The sequence below is a fragment of the Alicyclobacillus tolerans genome (assembly GCF_048984885.1).
In the GTDB taxonomy this organism is placed as follows: domain Bacteria; phylum Bacillota; class Bacilli; order Alicyclobacillales; family Alicyclobacillaceae; genus Alicyclobacillus_I; species Alicyclobacillus_I tolerans.
Map to the genome: position 1 here is coordinate 39756 of NZ_JBMGNK010000002.1, position 21368 is coordinate 61123.

Sequence of the window (21368 nt, forward strand, 5' to 3'; positions counted from 1 at the left end):
CTTTCAGCCCCCTAACGCGCGCAGATGATGAAACGCGGAAAGCGCCACTTGCGCGAATGGATTGGGTAGAATGCCGAGCAAGAGCAAAAATAAGGAAAGCAAAGCTAGTGGCCAGCTTTCCAGCCAACGTAAGTCAGCCAATTGCATCAGGGTGCTGTCTAAGACCGGGCCAAACGTCGTTTTGCGTATCGCGTTGAGGCTGTAAATGGCGCTCAGCAAGAGACCGAGTAAAGCTACAAAAGCAAAGCCTGGCAAAACGGCAAACCCGGAAAAAATCGACTGGAATTCACCCACAAAGCTACTGGTCAAGGGCAGGCCCAAACTTCCCAGAGCAGCAAAAAGGAGAAACCCCGAAGCGATGGGCATCGATTTTGAAAGCCCCCCTAGACGGCTGAATTCAAGAGAATGCAAGCGCTTAAACATCCCCTCGGAAGTGAGCAGGAACAATGCGCTAACAAGACCGGACGAAACGAGCAGAAACAATGCTCCGAGCATTCCGGTTTGGCGCAAAGTAGCCACTGCAAAGAGCGCTAACCCCATATGGGAAATGGAAGAAAAACTGATGAGTCGCCGCCAATCTTTGGCTGACCAAGCAGCAAACGCAGCATAGAGTAAATTGATAATGCCAACAGTGGCTATCAAGAGTCGATAATCGTTAGCATCCTGCGGCATCATACCGACACCAAATCGAATCAACGCATAAAGTCCTGTTTTGGTCAAAATGCCAGCTAATAAAACCGCCACGCCAGCACCTGCATCCTGCATAGCATTGGGGAACCAACTATGCAGCGGTACAAACGCCTCTTCCAGAAGAACACCTATAAACAGTGCCAAAAAGACGATATGAGGCACAGAATGATGAAAAAGCACCGCCGATAAAACAGCATAAGAAGCTGGCCACAATCCTCCGCGACTTGCTGCAGCAGCCAAACCTAGGAGCGCCAGAATGATGAAAACACTGGCCAGGCCACGATAAAGGAGAAACTGCAGGGCGGCATCCCAGTGTTGTTCCTTGCCCTGTCGCAAAATCAGGAAAAAACCTGCTAACAGTGTCAACTCCATGGATAGAATAAACGTGAGTAAATCTATTGCCGCAAAACTGGACATGACTGCAAACAGAGCGAGCAACATCCATCCTGTATAGGCGCGAATTTGTTCTCCAGGCGGACGTACGGCAAAAAAGATGATCCAACCGAGCAAGACGGCCAAAGAAAATAGTGGCAGACTTAGTCCGTCCAAACCATAAGCGATTCGCAACGTCCAGTGTTGATGAAATCCAAGCGAAAATTGAAACCAACGAAAAGAAAAAGCAAATTGGTAGACATCCGACAGAAGGCGCATCTTTATCCAAAGAACAAACATACATAGGAAACTGATACTCATTGCAACCCGACCAATCCAGATAAAATGGTCTTCATGCGAGCGATGAGGCTGTTTGAGACCTTGCACATTGTTGGATGGAGATGAAGCCGGCAAAAGCCAGACCAATAAAGAAGCTACGAGCGGCGTTATAAGCGCCAGAAGCAGGAAGGCCATAGACTAAAACACACCTCCAGCACGAAAGACCGCAATAGCAAACCAAACCACTAGAGCAGCCAGCGCAATTGTCCCATACGATTGCAACAATCCATCTTGCGTCATTCGCAATGCATTGCCAATACCGTAGAAGAGTAACGCTATCAATCGAACCAGACCTTGGAGAAAATAGCGATCGAACAAATCAATCAGCATGGAAAGAAATCTTCCGGCTCGTTGAATGGTATGATAGTAAATTTCGTCTAAATAAAATTTGCGATAGGATATTTGAATCCACCAAGGACGTCCTCTTTCAGGCGGTACAGGTGAACCTTGAGCTTGCCAGCGTTGAAAAGCGAGATACGCTACGGCAATGCCCAGTAAAGCTACAAGAGTGCTGATCAACATGGACAAGATGGGCCAATTCTGGTATTCAGACATCGGCATACCCGGTTCTAAATAGCGGGTTAGCGCATCATCATTGAGCGGCGTATTGAGAAAACCAGCAAAGGTTGCAAAAATAGCCAGAAAAAGCAATGGAGCTTTCATTTCCCAACCGCCTTCATGCGCATGCTCTGTCAAGGCTGGCTGTCTGGATTGACCTGCAAACGCCAGGAAAATCAGGCGAAAAATATAGACTGCCGTACAAAAAGCGGCTATTAACAAAAGCGCATAAACTATGTAGTGACGAGAGGCTAGCGCAGCGCTGAGAATTGCATCTTTTGACCAAAAGCCAGCAAACGGTACAACACCGGATAAAGCGAGAGCGCCGGCTAAAAAAGTGTAGAAAGTGATGGGCATTTTTTTCCTCAAGCCGCCCATTTGGAACAAGTCCTGCGTACCTGCTAGAGCATGTATGACACTCCCTGCCGCAAGAAACAGTAACGCTTTAAAAAATGCGTGGGTCAATAAATGAAAAACTCCATCCGCATAGGCGCCAATACCTAAAGCAGCCATCATGTAACCTAGCTGAGAGATGGTGGAATAGGCTATCACTCGCTTGATATCCCGCTGCGACAAGGCAATGCAAGCTGCAAGTAAAGCTGTGCCAGCGCCGATATAAGCTATAGTTTCCAATACACCGGGAGCAAGTTGAAAGAGTGGATATAACCGGGCTACTAAATAGACGCCAGCCGCCACCATTGTTGCAGCATGGATCAATGCCGAAACTGGAGTGGGACCTTCCATGGCGTCAGGTAACCAAACGTGTAACGGAAATTGTGCTGATTTACCGACGCAGCCAAGAAAAATGAGCAACATTGCCAACGTCAAGAGGTGCGGTTGGCTAAGCCAGGAAAGGTGAAGATTGCCGCTGGCAGCGAGCAGGGCTTGCGTTGAATCGTTAAAGGAGTGGGCAGCCAATGCCAGCAAAAGGATGCCACCAAGCATACCTGCATCTCCTAAGCGAGTGACAACAAACGATTTACGGGCTGCACGTGCCGCTTCATTCTTAAAGAACCAAAAACCGACCAACAAGTATGAACAGAGACCTACCATTTCCCAAAAAATATATAGTTGCAATAAATTTGCCGACATGACCAATGCCAGCATGGAAAAAGCAAAAAAATTGAGATAAGCGTAATATATACCGATTCGTTCATCAGTTTTTAAATAGCCGTAAGAGAAAAGCATTACGTTGAGTGAAACCAGTGTAACAATCACAAGCATCAGATTGTTGAGCGCATTGAGACGCACACCGACTGTCAGCATAAAATCGTGATTCAGCGCCAGCCAATGAATGCTAGCTTCCATAGCATGACGATGGTATGGATGAAAAAAAACAATCAGTGCAAGCAGCGCAGAAATCAGCATCGCTAACGTTGCCACAAGTGCATGCAACCACGCAGATGACTTGCGCAGGACAAAAGAGAATACAGCAGCTACTAAAGGCAGCAAACAAAGGATGAGGGCTAGTTCTATCATTTAAACACCTTCTTCCTATCCGCTTGATATATCAGAATGAAAATCCGGCGTACATGCCGTCAACGCTTTTGCGAGTTTGCATCATCCGCGTCTGCTGATTTGCGAAAACGAAAAAATGCAAGCACGATGGCGAATCCTACAGCAATTTCTGCCGCCGCTACCGTAATGGTAAACAAAGAGAACACTTGTCCGCGCAAATTTGGAAAAGCGCCAAGTTGAGAAAATGCCACGAGATTGATGTTGACACTGCTTAGCATCAGTTCCAACGAAACCAACACAATAATGAGACTACGTTTGCTAAGGGCACCATAAAGTCCAATGCAAAAGAGAATGGCTGCAAGCGCCAAAACGGACGGCAAGGGAATATGCACGGTTGTCAATCTTGCTTCTCCTCCTTTGTCTGCCTTGCAATCCATACCGCTCCTACAAGCGCCGCCAAGAGCAACAAAGAGACAAGTTCAAAAGGAATTGTATATTGTCGAAAAAGCATAATTCCTATTTTGTCTACATTGTGCTGCGTATCCGTATTGACTACGAGCGACTGACGCCAGTGCGTAGCGCGAATGGTGAACAGCAAAATCACTGCCAAGAGAAAAGATCCTAGCGCGGCTAGCCCTTTGCGAATGCCAAATGCTGATACCGATTCAGTAGCCTCATGATTGGTCAACATGATGGCAAACATCATAAGAATCGTAATGGCTCCAGCATAAATCATGACTTGAGCTATACCTACAAAAACTGCACCAAGAAGTAGGAAAAGCGCGGCACACCCCACAAAGATAGCGCCCATAGCCAGAGCCATATAGATAACTTTACGAAATTGCAGGAAAAGCATTGCGGAAAGCAAAATGATAAGTGCCAATACATAGAAGGCCAGGCTATCTCCGTGCGAAAAAAAATGAACCATCAACCCTCACCCTTTTCTGCAACATCAACAGCCTCTAACTTAGGAGCGCGATCAGGATATTTTTCTTCGTATTCTTCTTCACTCTCCACCAACCATTGCATGTCAAGCTTCAAATGATTGCGCGACTCTACTGCCAATTCAAAAGTATCCGACATGAGAATCGCATCCGTAGGACAAACTTCCACACACAAATCACATAGAATGCAAATTTCAAAGTTAATGTCGAACGTCTCAATGTGCATCTTCCTGTTTTCATCGCGCGATCCGCTAAGAGTGATACAATCTGTGGGACAGATTCTTGCACATTGATTGCAGACAATACAAAGATCAGGAATAAATCGATGTACTCCTCGAAAACGATCTGGCCACTCAGGCTGAACGTCTGGATATTCCAGCGTGACTTTCTTTTTCGGCAATTGACCAAGCGTCACACCTAAACCTTTGACGAATCCTAACAAGACGCTTCCTCTCCTTTAGTTGGATTCCGTCCGATCTCGTTGGAAACTGTGCTGTCTGATGATTTCTACCCAAATGTATCATCAGCGCAAAGAAACTAAGGTTTGAATCACGGCTGTGCCTACTAAATTAAGCATCGCCACAGGAAGAAGAAACTTCCAGCTAAAGCTCATCAGCCCATCCACACGAATACGCGGCATAGTGGCCCTCAGCCAAAATTGAAAGAAGATAAACGCTGTGACTTTGATGGCAAACCACAGCCAACCTGGCAACCAGGGTCCAGACCATCCTCCTAGATAGACCGTGGCGGCCAGACATCCCATGGCAAACACGTAGACATATTCCGTTAACATAAAGAATGCAAAGCGAAATCCGGAGTACTCTACATGATATCCAGCCACTAATTCTGATTCCGCTTCTGGCAAATCGAAAGGTGTACGGTTCAGTTCAGCGGTGGCGGCAATCAAGAAGACTAGGAATCCCACTATTTGAGGAATGATATTCCAAATCGTATGCGATTGTTCTATAACGATGGAATTCAAGTTCAGCGAATGTCCCATAAGGGCTACTCCGACAAGCGACAGACCAAGCGGCACTTCGTAAGAGAGCATTTGAGCAGCGCTACGCATACCGCCGAGTAGCGCATATTTGTTGTTAGAGGCCCAGCCAGCCAGCATGACACCATGAATGGTCAACGCGGAAAGCGCTAAGTAGTACAATAATCCGGCCCCAAAATCGGCAGTAAAAACATGTTGCATACTAAATGGAATGACCGCAAGGGTCATAAAAGATGGAACGAAGGCTATGATGGGAGCAAGCAAAAACAGAGCTCTATCGGCCTTTTCTGGAACTATGTCCTCTTTCACCAAAAGTTTTAAAATATCTGCAATGGATTGAAGTAAACCAAGTGGCCCTACCCGATTGGGACCTATTCGTCCCTGCATCCAGCCTAATACCTTACGCTCGGCATAAATGGTGTACGTTACTACACCTAGCGTTAACATCAGTGTAATCACAGCACCGATAACCATAGTTAAAAGATGTTGCCCGTTGAGTGGACTGTTTTGCCATATCCAGAAATTCTGACTCACGCATCCACCTCCCCAAGCACGATATCAACCGCACCAAGAATCGCTATTAGATTGGAGAGACTTTGTCCGCGCAATAATTCTGGAATAAGTTGTAAATTCACAAAGGAAGGCTTGCGGATTTTCATTCGATATGGCTTGTCTTTGCCATCCGCCACAATATAGAAACCAATTTCGCCACGCGCCCCTTCAATACTGGTGTAATACTCTCCAGCAGGAACACGAATCATTTTAGGAACCTTACCAATAACCGGGCCGTCTTTGGGCATTTGTTCTAAAGCTTGCTCAACAATACGCAACGATTCACGCATTTCTAACAAATGCAAGTAATAGCGATCAAAACAATCGCCATGCTGGCCAACAGGAATTTGAAAATCAAATCTGTCGTAAAGGCTATAAGGTTGTTGCTTGCGCAAATCCCAACGAAACCCTGTTGAACGCAGATTGATGCCACTGATTCCATACTCAAGTGCTGTCTTGGTATCAAAGACTCCTATCCCTCGTACACGATTGAGAAAAATCTCATTGCCAGTAATCAGGCGGTCGTACATTTCAATTCGTTCGCGCATGAAGGGCAAAAAATCTCGGACATCTTCCAACCAACCTGATGGAGCATCGGCCTTGACACCGCCAATTCGCATATAATTGTAGGTGAGACGAGCACCGCAAATACGATTGAATAACTGCACGATCCGTTCACGCTCTTGAAAAACGTAAAGAAAGGGAGAAAGTGCACCGAGATCGAGCAAATAGGCACCTACAAAAAGCAAATGAGAAGCTACACGTTGCAGTTCCATGACAATGACGCGCAAGTATTCTGCTCTTTCGGGAACTTCCAGTCCCAACGCCGTTTCTACGGTATGGCAAAACGCGTAATTGTTGAGCATAGAAGCCAAATAATCAAGTCTGTCTGTATAGGGAATAATTTGTGTATACTGCAAATTTTCTGCTAATTTTTCCGTGCCCCGATGTAAATAACCAATCACCGGTTCAGCGTCCACAATGGTTTCGCCGCGCGCTCGAACCAGCATTCGCAACACTCCATGCGTACTCGGATGTTGCGGACCTACGTTCAACAGCATTTCTTCCATGCGTTCGCCTGCTTGCAAGGCCGATTCAAGTCGATGGACCATAGGATTCCTCCTGCGGCTCTACGAAATCTTTACGTAATGGATGACCTGCGTACCCTTCCCAGAGCATAATGCGGCGTAAATCTGGATGACCTGCAAATTCAATTCCTAATAAATCGAACATTTCTCGTTCTTCCCAATTCGCTCCCGGATGTACGGTGGTCAATGTTGGTAAACGAGGACTTTCTTTAGAGACACGAGTTTTAAGGCAAACCATATGCAGCAGGGATGAAGAACGCACGTAACTGACCACTTCCAACTCTTCTCCGTAATCTACACCTGTATAACAGCTTTGATAGTTTAACTGCCAATCTGGATGTTGTTTGAGATAGGCGTGGACTGTTACAAACTGTTGAGCATCCACCTGTATGCTTGGCACTCCCCGTGCCATTCCTGACTTTATGACACATGATTCGCCAAAGCGACGAACCAACTCTCCTGCTAAATCATCTGCCAACGGATTGGCTTCCACCTCAGCCTCGTGAGATTTTGAAGCCGATTCTTTTTTATCCAATTGGTTTTCTGGCTTAGACTCGCTCACGCGCGCGCCACACTCCTTCTAGCATCGCGACGAATTTTCTTTTGCAGTAAATTCAAACCATAGATGAGAGCGGGCGGTGAAGGCGGACAGCCTGGAATATAAATATCTACGGGGACAACCTGATCGACACCTTTGACCACACTGTAACTTTTCACATAGGGACCGCCTGCTGTCGCACAAGAACCCATTGCAACAACCCATTTTGGTTCTGGCATCTGATCGTAAAGCCGGCGCAACAGCGGCGCCATTTTTTTCGTAACCGTACCTGCCACTATCATGACATCCGACTGACGGGGCGAGGCTCGAAATATGATACCAAAACGATCGAGATCGTAATGAGATGCGCCTGCCCCCATCATTTCAATGGCGCAGCAAGCTAAACCAAACGTCATAGGCCAAAGAGAGTTGCTGCGCGCCCACGCCTTCATTTCCTCCAAAGCGCCTATCAGAATCCCGCCACGGTTGAGTTCTGCATTTTCCTCTGCTGAAAACCCTTCAAATTCAACACGACGCGGTTGCATGCGTGGATTCAATTCCATTCCAGCACCTTCTTTCGCCAAGCGTAGATGAGACCAACAGCCAGGAAGAGAATAAAAAGAACAGCTTCTATCAGTCCAAAAACACCCAGCTGATGACTGGCAACTGCCCAGGGATAAAAAAAGACGGTCTCGACATCAAATACGACAAACAAAAGCGCAAACAGGTAGTAACGCGCATGGTATCGTACATGCGCATCGCCAAACGGTTCCACCCCACTTTCATAACTGCTTTGTTTGGCTTGGGACGGCTTATGTGGCCGCAGGCGTGGACCCAGTACCCAAAGCGATGAAACTGGCAAGAGGATTCCCAAAAGCAAAAAAATAACAAAATATAAATCAGAGTTCCAAATGGATGCCACACCAATCCTCCTCTTTATGGAATTCATTTTCTTTGAGAAAGCCAACCATCCTTGCGTGAATCATGTAAATAATCATGCCATGTTGCTCCTGCAAAAATCTTGAATACATCTGATTTGCTCACAATTATAACATGAATATCACAAAATTTTTGCTCTAATCGCAACACTCTGATGATCTTCCAATAAATTCATAGTGTTACTTGTTTTGCATTGTACTATCCTTTAGAGTATGCACATATAGAACTTAATTTGTTTTTTGTCTCTCAGCGCTGTTTGAATCTACTCATGACGGATTGAATTTCAGATGCTGACCATTCAGCTAGGAGGATTTTAAGTGTATTCACTGCAAGACTTGCGCGATGTAATTGTCGCACTTTGCGACTCGCCCATTGTCATCAGTCCCTGGCTGGCCTATATACGCTATGGTGTTGATTTTGAAAGCGATGTTTACGAAACCATGCGTGATGAAGCTCATGAATTTTCTCTACTTCATTGGAACGAATCCTACGATATCAATGTATTTGGTACTCTGCCAGTTTCGCCGCGCCTACCAGAAAACGCTTTTTACGAAACGGCTATCTCCACAGCGTATTACTATTCCTACAATCAAGGAAAATCAACGATTATTCATCAAGATGCTGCGAAACAAGCGATTTGGTCATTGACTACTTTTATTGAACAGCACGGATTTGATAAATTTGTCTCTACTTACGCTTATGTGACTGCCTACGAAAACTATGTAGCACTCAATTATTACGGCGAAATGCGAGAGCTTGACTTTGTTTTTGGAAAATTACACCGTCCTTGGATTACTTACACTTTACGTGACGAATTAATGTTTATGCATGTTCTCGGTGTAGTGGAAGTTTTTATTAAAAACAACACTCGTTATATTCGATTGACCGATTTGGGTAAACAGAGATTTTTTGAAATTCAACATTTTCTTGATGAAGTTGGTTTTTTGAGCTTGCGAAGCAATTTACTCAGAATTTCGTCGTTTAGTGAATTAAATGATTACGATAATATTTTTGATGTCATTTTCCCAATGGGCAAGAAAATTCGTAAACAATTATTGGATTTGGCCATACCCGAGCCAGGCATGAAGGTACTGGAGTTTGGCTGTGGCAGTGGTTCCTTTACTTTGGAGTCAGGGCTGGCAGACACAGTAGGCCCGAAAGGATTAGTTCTTGGTATCGATCCCGCTCCAGGACTGCTGGCACAAGCGAATTACAAAGTAAAAACCGCTCATAAACCGTGGGTACAATTTGTTCACGGAATTGCCGAACATCTCCCTTACGCAGACAATACGTTCGATCTCGTGATTGGTTTTGCTAGTCTTCATTTGACAAATTGGAACAAAGCTATTCGCGAGTTGCGGCGTGTTCTTAAAAAGGGTGGGCTATTTGCGAGTGCCCATCCCATTCATCACCAAGTTGACCTGCCTTTCTTTACAGAATGGTTTGAGCCGATTTTCAAATTGCCGGGCACTACGTTGAATAGTTCTTCAATGCCTTTAGAAAAGGAGATCCCCAACGCTTTGCAAGTCGGATTCTCTGACCTGCAGAGCTTTATCCAAATGGCTCCTACGGTGTATGCTCACCCGGAATATGTTGTCCGGTTTCTCATACAATCTGTCGACTTATATGCTAATCGAATGTTACAGCTACCCTGGGGTGAAAGGCAAAAACTATTTGACCACCTCATTGACAGAGGGCAAGAAATTTTGGAGAAATATTCGAAAGAAGAATTAACCGTTGACTATCCTGTACAATTTGTCTTAGCCAAAAAAGTGGAATAAAAGCGGCTTGCCGGTGAAGAATAGTCCTTCACCGGCAAGCCGCTTTTCTTTCTATGCGAGTGTAATTTCAGTTCTCTGTTTGCAGAAGATTGCCGTGTTTTTGCGCCCAATCCAGTGCTTCCAAGCGCAACTCTGCTCTTAGCAGAGCTGCTTCAACATGTTTACGCTCTTCTTCCGTCTCAAGATTTGATGCCAATTTTGCCAATGCACGTTGTTTGGATGCCTCAGCTCTATCTGGATCAATTTCATGAGGAAGTTCAGCAGCGTCAGCCAATATGGTCACAGCGTTGGGCAATACCTCCAAAAAACCACCTGTGACAGGTATTTTAGCCTCGCCGTTTTCTAATTTGATTTTCACCAAACAAGGTTTGACGGTGGTGGCTAAAGGGGTATGTCGAGGCAATATACCCAATTCCCCATAACCGCCTTTTACTGTAACCATGGAAACTTCCCGTTCCAGAAGAACCCTGTCCGGTGTAATAATTTGTAACGGCACCGTACTCAATGTCAGTCCTCCTCGCACCGCGGATCTATATCGTCAACACTGAGAAATAGACCCCTCGTTTCGCGAATTACGGCTAGCCGATTTTAGTCTACTGCACCGTCTTTACGCGCTTTTTCGCGAACTTCTTCGATCACGCCGCAATACCGGAAATAAGTCTCAGGAATATCATCATGCTTACCATCGAGAATTTCACCGAAGGAGCGTACCGTCTCCTTCACAGGCACATATTTACCAGGAATACCCGTGAATACTTCACCGACAAAGAATGGTTGCGACAGGAAGTTTTGAATCTTGCGCGCACGGGCCACGGTCAGCTTGTCTTCATCTGTCAACTCATCCATTCCAAGGATGGCGATGATGTCCTGCAATTCTCTGTATCTCTGCAACACTTGCTGTACGCCGCGAGCTACTCGATAATGCTCTTCACCCACGATATCTGGTGTCAAAGCACGGGATGTTGAGGCAAGCGGATCGACCGCAGGATAAAGACCCATATCTGAAATTTTTCGATCTAGATTTGTTGTTGCGTCAAGATGGGCAAATGTATTAGCTGGCGCCGGATCGGTGTAGTCGTCAGCAGGTACATATACGGCTTGAATTGACGTGATGGAACCTTTTACTGTAGAAGCAATACGCTCCTGCAATTGTCCCATTTCTGTTGCAAGAGTTGGCTGGTAACCTACTGCAGAAGGCATACGTCCAAGTAATGCTGATACTTCAGATCCTGCTTGTGTGAAACGGAAAATATTATCCACAAAGAAGAGAATGTCTCTTTCCTCTACATCGCGGAAATATTCCGCAATGGTCAGTCCTGCCAATGCTACCCGCAAGCGAGCACCTGGTGGTTCATTCATCTGACCAAAAACCATGCTAGTTTTATCAATAACTCCAGAGTCTTTCATTTCATGATACAAATCATTACCTTCACGTGTACGCTCTCCGACACCTGCAAACACGGAATAGCCACCGTGCTCTTTAGCAATATTGTGAATTAGCTCTTGAATCAAAACGGTTTTACCAACACCGGCACCGCCAAAGAGTCCAACTTTTCCACCCTTGATGTATGGGGCAAGCAAATCTACAACTTTAATACCTGTTTCAAAAATTTCTGTACGTGTACTCAATTCACTAAAGGAAGGCGCATTGCGATGAATCGGCCATGTCTCGCTCATCTCTACGGGGCCTGCTTCGTCAATTGCCTCACCCAAGACGTTGAAAATTCTTCCCAGTGTAGCTTTTCCTACAGGAACCGCAATGGCGCGACCTGTATCTTCTACTTCTGTACCTCGCACAAGACCATCTGTGGATGACATAGCCACTGTACGTACGACGTTATCGCCTAAGTGAAGGGCTACTTCAAGTGTTAGATGGATAGGATATTCCCCTTGTGTTTCTATGCGCAAAGCGTTGTTCAGTGCTGGCAGTTGTCCTTCTGGAAATCTAACATCGACAACAGGACCAAGCACCTGCACAACCTGTCCTTTATTCACGTCATTCCCTCCTCGCTATGCGGGTCTAAATATGTCATTGAAGACGGGACCCGACTTCATTGAGGAACCTTTCAGTTCACCCAACCTATCACAACTTTGCAAGACGAACTATTCAAGTGCTTGCGCTCCGCTGACCACTTCGACAATCTGGGTAGTAATCGCAGCCTGACGAGCACGATTTAGACTGAGCGTCAATTGTTCGATCATTTCTTTCGCGTTATCAGTCGCATTTTTCATAGCAGCCATACGGGCGGCATGTTCTGAGGCTTTCGCATCAAGAACCGCCTGATAAACAAGCGTTTCCGCATAACGTGGAAGCAATTTGGACAATACTTCCTGTTCGTCCGGCTCAAATAAATACTGCGGTTTCTTTTGTGTTTGCATTTTGCCCGGTGATGTTTCCTGAATCGCGTGCAAATTTGTTAGCGGTAAAACTTTTTTCACAATAGGTCGTTGAGTTACAGGATTGATGAATTCGTTATAAATAAAGTAAAGTTCATCAAATCTGCCTTCAGCGTAAGCATGGACTACTTTTTCTGCCAAGCTGGCTATCGAACGATATTCCGGGGAATCCGGCAATCCCGTAATTTCGCCATCTATTGGATATCCCGTTTTCCGAAAGAAATCTCTGCCCTTTCGTCCAACTGCAAAGATGCTGTATGTCGATTTATCCCGATGTCCAAACTCCTGCAGAGCACGTCGGAAAATTTGCGCATTATACGGACCTGCACGTCCTGTGTCTGACGTGATGACAAGATATCCTGTTCGTTTGACCGGTCGAGAAACCAGCAATGGATGTTTTACAAATCTTGCTGATGCTGCCACGCCCTCCAACATATCTTGCATTTTTGCCAAATATGGACGCGCATTAGCAACTGCGCTTTGAACGCGCCGCAACTTTGCAGCAGCTACCATCTCCAAGGCTTTTGTTATCTGTGCGGTACTTCGCACGCTTTTGATGCGCCGACGTATCTCTCTTGGATTTTCCGCCAACCGAAATCACCACCTTTATCCAGCGATGCACCTTCAGGATAATCAAGCAACAAATGTCGCTTTAAACTTTTGAATCGCTTCTTTCAGCAAGTTTACTGTTTCCTCTGTCAAATCTTTCGTTTCTACTATTGAGCTGTAGATTTGCGGATATTGAGACGAAACGAAGGACAGCCACTCTTGCTCAAACTTACCCACGGCCTGCACATCAATTTCATCCAAATACCCATTGACCGCAGACCAAATGGAAACAACCTGCTTTTCAAATGAAAGCGGATGATATTGAGCTTGTTTAAGAATTTCAGTTGTACGGGCACCACGAACCAATCGCGAGAGCGTCGCTTTATCCAAATCTGAACCAAATTGCGTAAATGCCTGCAATTCTCGGTATTGTGCTAAATCCAAACGCAACGTACCTGCTACTTTTTTCATCGCCTTGGTTTGGGCTGAACTGCCGACACGTGATACGGAGGTTCCCACATTCACCGCTGGCCGTTGTCCTGCGAAGAACAAATCAGATTCCAAAAATATTTGACCATCCGTAATGGAGATGACATTCGTAGGAATATAGGCTGAAATATCGCCCGCCTGCGTTTCAATAAACGGTAGAGCGGTCAGTGAACCAGCGCCTTTCTCGTCACTCAACTTAGCGGCGCGTTCCAATAATCTTGAATGTAAATAAAACACGTCACCAGGGTAGGCTTCACGACCAGGCGGACGGCGCAAAAGCAAAGACATTTCACGATAGGCTGCTGCCTGTTTCGTCAGATCATCATAAATAATCAATGCGTGTTCGCCATTGTACATAAAGTACTCACCCATGGCGCAACCAGCATATGGAGCCATAAACAAGAGCGGAGCGGGATCGGACGCATTAGCTGCCACCACAATGGTGTAATCCATAGCTCCATGTCGACGCAACGTTTCTACAACTTGCGCAACTGTGGACTGTTTCTGTCCAATGGCTACATATATACATTTCACACCTGTGTCTTTCTGATTAATGATGGTATCAAGTGCAATTGCCGTTTTACCCGTTTGTCTATCGCCAATAATCAACTCGCGCTGACCACGTCCAATAGGTATCATTGCGTCAATGGCCTTGATACCCGTCTGCAACGGTTCATGGACTGATTTACGATCTATAACCCCTGGAGCACGCGACTCAATATTACGAAATTGCTTGGCTTCAATTGGACCGCGGTTATCCAAAGGCTGTCCTAAAGGATTGACGACCCTGCCAAGCAACTCTGGACCGACTGGAACTTGTGCAATCCGTCCTGTTCTACGGACTTCGTCGCCTTCTTTAATGCCATCAACTGACCCTAAAACAATAATACCCACATTGTCTTCTTCAAGGTTAAATGCCATGCCGTAAGTGCCATTCTGAAATTCCACCAATTCCCCAGCCATAACGTTGTCCAACCCATAAAGGCGGGCAATACCGTCACCAACCGTCAATACGACGCCCGTATCATAAACCTTGACGTCCGACTGAAATTCTTCAATTTGTTTTTGTATCAGCCGACTAATTTCGTCAGGTCGAATGCTCAATTTGGTCACTCCTTCACGAGACCTCTGAAATTCGTTACGCCCTTTGTAACACCTGTGCTTGCGCGGCAAATTGTTGAAGAGCCCCTGTCACAGTAGCATCTAAAAGACGATTGCCTAGGCGCGCGCGATAGCCACCCAGTAAATCTGGAATTACTGAGATTGTTGAACGTACGGATTTTCCCAACAAAACAGCTAATTTTTGTTCGATCTCGGTTTTTTCTTCTTCTTTCAATGGACGCGCTGTCTGAATTTCAATCTCGACAATATTTTGCGCCTCATCTGCCATTTTTTTAAATTCCTGATAGAACAAATCAACGTATTCTGAACGTTTATGTTCAAAGAGAACGAAGAGAGCTCGATAGGTCAGTTCGTCCACATTTGTTGCAAATACGGATTTCAGAAAGGCTTTCTTTTGTTCGGGAGAAAGCAAAGGATGTTCAATCAGTATCCTTGCGTCTTTAAAATCTTGTAGCAACTGGGAAACTTGTTGCAAACTTGTTTGTACAGCTTGTACTTGCTGTTGTTTCATTGCCAGGTTAAAAAGAGCTCGCGCGTATCGTCTGGCAATTGATGTGTTCAGCATACGAGCTCACCTAGTTTCTGTTCTGCCTCTTTGATCATTTCAGCATGAACCTGCTCATTGGCGTAACTATGCAGCAACTTGCTGGTAAGCTGAACTGATAGTTCCGTCATACGTTGCATCGCCTGATTCATCGCTTCTGCCCGTTCGCGTTCAATTAACTCTCTGCCTTCAGCGAGAATGCGAGCAGCTTCTTCCTGAGCTTCTTTGAGCATCTGCCGAGCTTGTTCATCCGCTCTCTGCCGAGCAGCATCAAGAATATTTTTAGCTTCTTGGCGTGTTTGCTCCAGTAATTTTCTTTGCTCTTCCAGCAGTCGTTCTGCTTCATGACGATTTTTCTCTGCATCTTCCAATTGTGAGGTTACATAGACACGACGCTGTTCCATCACATTTGCTAAAGGTTTAAAGCCTACTTTGGAAATAATCCAGAATACGATTAAAAATGAAATGATGGAAACTATAAACGTTCCTAATTCAAACACTTACGTCACTCCCTTCTGGGTGAGACCTTCAGCCAGGCGGCAAGCTCTGCGCCGCCGCCTTGAAAATCTTTTACCGGGCACAAAGAACACTGTGCCGCACAAGGATTACAGAGCGCCTTGAGTGAAAAGCATGATGATACCGAAAGCCAACGCAATAACCGGGAAAGCTTCAACAAGGGCAACACCAAGCAATGCGCTGGCAAAAATTGTTCCACGCGCTTCTGGCTGTCTCGATACACCTTCTACATATTTGCTCATAACCAGACCGTCGCCCACACCGGAACCTACGGCTGCCAAACCCAGCAACAATGCTACCGCAATATCAAAAATCGCCTTTACCATTCGTTTGTTCCTCCTCGCTCCGCGTCCTTTAAACAATCTATAGAAGAAGACTGTTCTTTTGCGGAAATAAGTAATTGATGATTCCTGTTTTTCACTCAATGAAGCATGTACAAAGATGCTGTTGAATAATGATTTAATGATGCTGATGACCTTCAAATGATTTATTTCCAACATACAGACACATCAGAATAGAAAAGACATATGCCTGTATGGTGCTAACAAACGCTGAATACAAAAGCCACACAATGGTTAACGGCAACGTTAGAGGTACCCAGCCAAAGAGTCTCGGCGCCGAAACCAACACATTCAACAATGCCTCTCCAGCAAAAATATTGCCATAAAGACGCATGCCGTGCGTAAGCGGATTTGTAATTTCTTCTATAATCGCCAAAGGAGATGGCTTGTAAAAATGAATGAGCCATTGTTTGGGATGCCTGAGACCACGCGCATGTGCTAAAAGCCAAACCATGACTGCCAGACCAAGCGTCATACTCATATTGGCTGTTGGCGAATCAAACAGTTCTACAATGCCCTTCGATTGAGCAAAATCCTGCGGCGTTATACCCCAATGCTGAATCGGATGGTGAATATGCACAGCAACAATCGCAATCAGGCCGAGCCAGTTTGCAACAAATAAGAAGAACAACATGGTAAAGGCAAGCGGTAAAATAAACCGCACCGCTTGTTCCGTCGGCATCGTATCACGCGCCATATTGGCAGCAAACTCAGCTGCCCATTCCAACATATTTTGAAGTCCGCGAGGATTTCGCATATCCAACCGGCGCAAGCCAACACGCATCACAATGATGACAATTAGCCCTGTCAGAAAAATCATGGCGATGGTTGTCAAATTGATTGGAAACGTGTGTCGAAAGAGCGTCGGAAAAGCTGGCACCTCATCACCTGCTTTCACTGGAAGTGGTATCTTGGTTCTTGGCATACCCGTAGAGACCTGCAAAGATGAGCACGAATCCGAATAAAAATCCCACCAACGCCATGTAGGGGTTGAAGATATGGCGCCATTTAGCTGCTATCACCATAACCACTACAAGCGCGGCAAAGCGAATCACCATGCCTAGCATACCGGACAAAAAAAGCGGTGCACCCGACGAACGACCATCCGGTTGCCCCCCGCGTATCATGGATAGCACAACGACTGCTCCTCCTAATTCTCCGAGCAACAAGCCGTTTATCCAGACACGCCAGTGCGCAATGACCAACCACAATAGCGCTGTTACGACAAAAATCGCCACACCCGTCCATTGTATAGCCTTCAGTCGCGCTTGCAATCCATCCCGCTTCACGGCGACTCATCCCCTAACAACTTTTTGATGAGGAACGCCAGTCCCGAAACGCCAACCGCCACTCCAAGCAGCACGCCGCCAAACGTCAACCACATCTGATGAATTTCAACTGCCAGGCGATGGCCCAAGTAACCAAAAACGATGACGCTCACCGCGAGTTGCATGGTAGCACCGGAATAAACTGCAAACGTTTTCCACATGCTAGGCTCTCGTCTTGACTTTTCTCGCCGCCGATTAGAACGCCGGTCGTTTTCGAATTTGTACACCACCCACGTAGATATGAAAAGAGAGGCGAAACTGATAAGAATCGCAGTCTAGCGCGGTTTAGTCCGGGCCAGGAAGATAGTGATACTTTTCCCATCCTGCCCATTAGGGAGCTGATGTAACCTCGAATACGGGATAAAATACCTTACGCTTGCGTATTTTTCCCTTTCTCTATGGTGGGATGCCCGAACCCTCGCCTATAGTACACTAGAAAAAAAACAAGTGTCAACGCAAAAACCCGAAATTCCGGCGTTTTCAGCCAAAAATAGCGTTTTGTTCACAAAAAATCCGACTTTTCTTTGATTTACTCACTTATAGTCGCTCAACCACCATAGCGACTCCCTGTCCGCCACCAATACAAAGTGTTGCCAAACCATAGCGAGCTTGCCGACGTTTCAGCTCATGCAACAGTGTAACAAGAATTCTCGCTCCACTTGCGCCAATCGGATGTCCCAGGGCAATTGCACCACCGTTCACATTCACCCTATCCATGGGAAACTGTAAGTCTCTTGCTACAGCAAGAGATTGGGCAGCAAATGCTTCATTCGCTTCAATGAGATCGATTTCATCTATGGACAAGCCCGCTTTACGAAGTGCTCTTTGCGTAGCTTCAATCGGTCCAAGACCCATCACTTCTGGCTGCACGCCTGCTGACGCGTAGCTGACAACTCGAGCCATGGGCTCTAATCCATGCAGCTTGGCAGCACTCTCACTAGAGACAACTAAAGCTGCCGCTCCATCATTGATACCGCTTGCATTCCCAGCAGTAACCGTACCTTCTTTACGAAAAGCCGGACGCAATTTAGCCAATCCCTCAATCGTTGTATCCGGGCGAATAAATTCATCTTCCGATACAGTAAGCGTCATTCCTCGTTTTTGCGGCACAGCCACCTCTACTATCTCATCCGCAAATCGCCCGGCTGCCAAAGCTGCAGCTGCACGCTGCTGGCTCTGGACGGCAAACGCATCCTGTTCTTCACGCGTAAGGCCATAGCGAGAAGCGATATTTTCCGCCGTGATCCCCATATGAACATCACAAAACGCGCACCAAAGCCCATCTCGAATCATGCTGTCGACTACGTTACTATCACCCATTCGATAGCCTTTACGTACACCTTCGAGCAAATATGGAGCATTGGACATGCTCTCCATCCCGCCAGCCAGAAGCACATCCGCATCTTCAGCCCGAATGGCTTGCGCGGCTAACATCACCGCTTGCAATCCACTCCCACATACTTTGTTGATGGTCATGGCTGGTATACTATCGCCAAGGCCCGAGCGAATCGAAGCTTGCCGAGCCGGATTTTGTCCCAATCCCGCCTGCAAAACATTGCCCATCAACACCTCTTCAACTGCATCCAGAGGCAACCCCGTAAGTCGAACAGTCTCTCGCAACACTAAAGCACCGAGATCGACCGCAGAAAGCGGCGCCAAAGCCCCCATAAAATTACCAATCGGAGTTCGCACGGCTCCTGACAAAACTACTTCACGACCCATTTGGATTCCATCCCTTCTTCCAAACCAAACTCAAATACCTATTCTCTTTCATCTATTATTGTAAGCGCATCCACATGAATAGGAAAGCAAGTTTCCATCCATTCTTCACTTCTCACTCAGCGAAATTTGTTGAATAAAAGGCGGAAATACATCCGCCCTATGCCTGTTCATGATTTTCATTATAGACAAATGCCTTAGGTCGATCACGATGCCCAAAGTAATGCAAAATCGCTTCGACGATTCGCTCTGACGCTTTTCCATCACCATATGGGTTTTTGCGCCCAGCCATATCCTTGTAAAATTCTTGATCCGTCAACAAACGACTGGCAGTTTCATAGATTTCCTTTTCATTCGTCCCCACAAGCTTTAACGTGCCTGCTTCAATGCCTTCCGGACGTTCTGTTGTATCACGCAGAACGAGAACAGGAATGCCCAGCGACGGCGCCTCTTCCTGAATCCCGCCTGAATCTGTCAGAATCAATTTGGCTCTCGCCATAAAGTTGTGATTATCCACAATGCCGAGCGGATCAATTAAATGGATACGTGGATGACCGCCCAACATGGTAAATACCGTATCCCGTACACTGGGGTTGAGATGCACCGGATAAATCAGTTGAACATCGGTGTGGGACTCCACTAAACGAAGCACTGCCGAACAAATGTTACGCAACGGTTCACCCAGATTCTCTCTACGATGCGATGTCATATAAACCAATTGACTATGGGGAGGTAATTGTTCGAGAATCGGGTGACGATAGGTTGAATAGACGGTTGTCTTCATTGCATCAATGGCTGTATTGCCAGTCACATAAATAGCCTCATCAGGCTTCCCTTCTCGCCGCAACTGTTCAGCCGCCAAATCGGTTGGCGCAAAGAAAAGGTCGCTGAGCACATCGGCCAGTTGACGATTCATTTCCTCTGGAAAGGGACTGTATTTGTCGTATGTACGCAAGCCCGCTTCCACATGACCAATGGCTACCTGTTGATAGAAAGCAGCCAGAGCAGCAGCAAACGTGGTTGTGGTGTCTCCATGCACAAGAACAATGTGCGGACGCCGCTTGGCAATGACTTGTTCAATACCTTCCAACGCCTTGCGTGTAATCGTACCCAGTGTCTGCTGAGGTTCCATAATATCCAGATCGTCATCAGGCTCAACCGCAAACACATTCAAAACTTGATCGAGCATTTCGCGATGCTGAGCGGTCACGCATACGATGCTCTCCACCAGTGGCTCTGACTCCAACGCCTTGACGAGCGGAGCCATCTTGACAGCTTCCGGCCGCGTCCCAAAGACCGTCATGACACGTATTTTCTCCACTCTTCCACTCCTCTCGCTGTTCATCAAAATGTGCCGTACAGACGATCTCCTGCATCGCCAAGCCCAGGAACAATATAACCTTTCTCATTCAAACCTTCGTCAATAGCTGCCGTATATATGTCTACGTCCGGATGGTCTGTTTGGATTTTTTTTATGCCCTCCGGTACAGCTACCAATACCATTAATTTAGGATGTACAGCACCATGTCGTTTGACGACCGTTAGCGCAGCAGATGCGGACCCTCCCGTAGCAAGCATAGGATCCACCACAATCACGTCGCGCTCCTGCAAGTTACTGGGGAGTTTGCAGTAATATTCAACAGGCTGAAGTGTATTGTGATCGCGATACAGCCCAACATGACCTACCTTGGCAGCTGGGATAAGGTTCAAGATGCCATCCAACATACCGAGCCCTGCCCGTAAAACTGGCACAAGCGCCAGTGTCTTGCCGGCAATCACCCGGAATTGGGCATTCGTTACCGGGGTTTCTATGGTAACCTCCGCCAATGGCAAAGAACGTGTCAATTCGTAGGCCATCAACATAGCCACTTCCTGAAGAAGCGCACGAAATTCTTTTGTGCCTGTACGTTTATCACGCATGAGCGTCAGTTTATGTTCGATTAACGGATGCTCCATGACATGGATTGTTCCCACCAACTCTACCCTCTTTCTATGGCAAGCGTTTTGCACCAACCCATCCGCTCATTTGTTGAAACTGTCTTATTGTCCCGCCCATTATAGCAGAATCTCCTCAACGGTCGAAGAAAAGATATGATCAGCCGATTAT

General features: G+C 46.3%; 24 protein-coding genes. 1 reads left to right on the forward strand and 23 read right to left on the reverse strand.

Going from position 1 to position 21368, the window contains the following annotated elements; translation table 11 throughout:
• Positions 1–3 precede the first annotated feature (3 nt).
• From ACOJUR_RS00240 to ACOJUR_RS00285, 10 genes are all read right to left on the reverse strand, one after another.
• Complete coding sequence (locus ACOJUR_RS00240; RefSeq protein ID WP_420948958.1) at positions 4–1536, reverse strand: complex I subunit 4 family protein; 1533 nt, start codon at positions 1534–1536, stop codon at positions 4–6.
• Positions 1537–1539: 3 nt separating this feature from the next.
• The gene (gene nuoL / locus ACOJUR_RS00245; protein WP_306953293.1) at positions 1540–3438 is read right to left on the reverse strand and encodes an NADH-quinone oxidoreductase subunit L; all 1899 of its coding nucleotides are present in this window, start codon (positions 3436–3438) and stop codon (positions 1540–1542) included.
• A gap of 59 nt (positions 3439–3497) precedes the next feature.
• Complete coding sequence (gene nuoK / locus ACOJUR_RS00250) at positions 3498–3809, reverse strand: NADH-quinone oxidoreductase subunit NuoK (RefSeq protein WP_129583598.1); 312 nt, start codon at positions 3807–3809, stop codon at positions 3498–3500.
• 5 nt (positions 3810–3814) lie between these two features.
• On the reverse strand, positions 3815–4345 hold the full coding sequence (locus ACOJUR_RS00255; protein ID WP_420948959.1) for an NADH-quinone oxidoreductase subunit J: 531 nt from the start codon (positions 4343–4345) through the stop codon (positions 3815–3817).
• Positions 4345–4803 carry a NuoI/complex I 23 kDa subunit family protein gene (locus tag ACOJUR_RS00260; protein ID WP_072874445.1) on the reverse strand — a complete coding sequence of 153 codons (459 nt, stop codon included), beginning with the start codon at positions 4801–4803 and terminating at the stop codon, positions 4345–4347. The genes ACOJUR_RS00255 and ACOJUR_RS00260 overlap by 1 nt, the downstream gene beginning before the upstream one ends.
• Before the next feature lie 81 nt (positions 4804–4884).
• A complete protein-coding gene (gene nuoH, locus ACOJUR_RS00265; RefSeq protein WP_203115641.1) occupies positions 4885–5832 on the reverse strand; it encodes an NADH-quinone oxidoreductase subunit NuoH in 948 nt (315 codons plus the stop codon).
• Positions 5833–5888: 56 nt separating this feature from the next.
• Positions 5889–7022 carry an NADH-quinone oxidoreductase subunit D gene (locus ACOJUR_RS00270; protein WP_420948960.1) on the reverse strand — a complete coding sequence of 378 codons (1134 nt, stop codon included), beginning with the start codon at positions 7020–7022 and terminating at the stop codon, positions 5889–5891.
• The gene (locus ACOJUR_RS00275) at positions 7006–7560 is read right to left on the reverse strand and encodes an NADH-quinone oxidoreductase subunit C (RefSeq protein ID WP_203114815.1); all 555 of its coding nucleotides are present in this window, start codon (positions 7558–7560) and stop codon (positions 7006–7008) included. Before ACOJUR_RS00275 ends, ACOJUR_RS00270 begins: the two co-directional genes overlap by 17 nt.
• On the reverse strand, positions 7557–8099 hold the full coding sequence (locus ACOJUR_RS00280) for a NuoB/complex I 20 kDa subunit family protein (protein WP_238413573.1): 543 nt from the start codon (positions 8097–8099) through the stop codon (positions 7557–7559). The genes ACOJUR_RS00275 and ACOJUR_RS00280 overlap by 4 nt, the downstream gene beginning before the upstream one ends.
• Positions 8090–8458 carry an NADH-quinone oxidoreductase subunit A gene (locus ACOJUR_RS00285; protein ID WP_072874443.1) on the reverse strand — a complete coding sequence of 123 codons (369 nt, stop codon included), beginning with the start codon at positions 8456–8458 and terminating at the stop codon, positions 8090–8092. Before ACOJUR_RS00285 ends, ACOJUR_RS00280 begins: the two co-directional genes overlap by 10 nt.
• Positions 8459–8792: 334 nt before the next feature.
• Here ACOJUR_RS00285 and ACOJUR_RS00290 point away from each other — a divergent pair, with 334 nt between their 5' ends.
• The gene (locus tag ACOJUR_RS00290) at positions 8793–10256 is read left to right on the forward strand and encodes a class I SAM-dependent methyltransferase (protein WP_420948961.1); all 1464 of its coding nucleotides are present in this window, start codon (positions 8793–8795) and stop codon (positions 10254–10256) included.
• A gap of 67 nt (positions 10257–10323) precedes the next feature.
• Here ACOJUR_RS00290 and atpC read toward each other — a convergent pair whose 3' ends face one another.
• The 13 genes from atpC to upp form a co-directional block, all read right to left on the reverse strand.
• Positions 10324–10752, reverse strand: coding sequence for an ATP synthase F1 subunit epsilon (atpC, locus tag ACOJUR_RS00295; protein ID WP_238413767.1), 429 nt, complete (start codon positions 10750–10752; stop codon positions 10324–10326).
• Positions 10753–10844: 92 nt separating this feature from the next.
• On the reverse strand, positions 10845–12251 hold the full coding sequence (gene atpD, locus ACOJUR_RS00300; RefSeq protein ID WP_072874440.1) for a F0F1 ATP synthase subunit beta: 1407 nt from the start codon (positions 12249–12251) through the stop codon (positions 10845–10847).
• A 108-nt stretch (positions 12252–12359) separates the two neighbouring features.
• Positions 12360–13244: an ATP synthase F1 subunit gamma gene (gene atpG, locus ACOJUR_RS00305; protein ID WP_420948962.1), complete on the reverse strand. Its 885-nt coding sequence runs from the start codon at positions 13242–13244 to the stop codon at positions 12360–12362.
• A 42-nt stretch (positions 13245–13286) separates the two neighbouring features.
• Positions 13287–14795 carry a F0F1 ATP synthase subunit alpha gene (gene atpA, locus ACOJUR_RS00310; RefSeq protein WP_072874438.1) on the reverse strand — a complete coding sequence of 503 codons (1509 nt, stop codon included), beginning with the start codon at positions 14793–14795 and terminating at the stop codon, positions 13287–13289.
• A gap of 34 nt (positions 14796–14829) precedes the next feature.
• Positions 14830–15378, reverse strand: a complete 549-nt coding sequence (gene atpH / locus ACOJUR_RS00315; protein WP_072874437.1) for an ATP synthase F1 subunit delta — start codon at positions 15376–15378, stop codon at positions 14830–14832.
• Positions 15372–15857: a F0F1 ATP synthase subunit B gene (gene atpF / locus ACOJUR_RS00320; RefSeq protein WP_072874436.1), complete on the reverse strand. Its 486-nt coding sequence runs from the start codon at positions 15855–15857 to the stop codon at positions 15372–15374. The genes atpH and atpF overlap by 7 nt, the downstream gene beginning before the upstream one ends.
• Before the next feature lie 105 nt (positions 15858–15962).
• The gene (gene atpE, locus ACOJUR_RS00325; RefSeq protein ID WP_072874435.1) at positions 15963–16199 is read right to left on the reverse strand and encodes an ATP synthase F0 subunit C; all 237 of its coding nucleotides are present in this window, start codon (positions 16197–16199) and stop codon (positions 15963–15965) included.
• 133 nt (positions 16200–16332) lie between these two features.
• Positions 16333–17094 (reverse strand): F0F1 ATP synthase subunit A, encoded by a 762-nt coding sequence (gene atpB / locus ACOJUR_RS00330; protein ID WP_072874483.1) that lies wholly within the window; start codon positions 17092–17094, stop codon positions 16333–16335.
• Between the two features lie 4 nt (positions 17095–17098).
• Positions 17099–17503: a hypothetical protein gene (locus tag ACOJUR_RS00335; RefSeq protein ID WP_238413574.1), complete on the reverse strand. Its 405-nt coding sequence runs from the start codon at positions 17501–17503 to the stop codon at positions 17099–17101.
• On the reverse strand, positions 17500–17703 hold the full coding sequence (locus ACOJUR_RS00340) for a hypothetical protein (protein WP_238413575.1): 204 nt from the start codon (positions 17701–17703) through the stop codon (positions 17500–17502). The genes ACOJUR_RS00335 and ACOJUR_RS00340 overlap by 4 nt, the downstream gene beginning before the upstream one ends.
• Before the next feature lie 376 nt (positions 17704–18079).
• The gene (locus ACOJUR_RS00345) at positions 18080–19264 is read right to left on the reverse strand and encodes an acetyl-CoA C-acetyltransferase (protein WP_420948963.1); all 1185 of its coding nucleotides are present in this window, start codon (positions 19262–19264) and stop codon (positions 18080–18082) included.
• A 157-nt stretch (positions 19265–19421) separates the two neighbouring features.
• A complete protein-coding gene (wecB, locus tag ACOJUR_RS00350) occupies positions 19422–20582 on the reverse strand; it encodes a non-hydrolyzing UDP-N-acetylglucosamine 2-epimerase (RefSeq protein WP_072874432.1) in 1161 nt (386 codons plus the stop codon).
• Between the two features lie 23 nt (positions 20583–20605).
• Positions 20606–21217, reverse strand: coding sequence for a uracil phosphoribosyltransferase (gene upp / locus ACOJUR_RS00355; protein ID WP_420950470.1), 612 nt, complete (start codon positions 21215–21217; stop codon positions 20606–20608).
• Positions 21218–21368 lie beyond the last annotated feature (151 nt).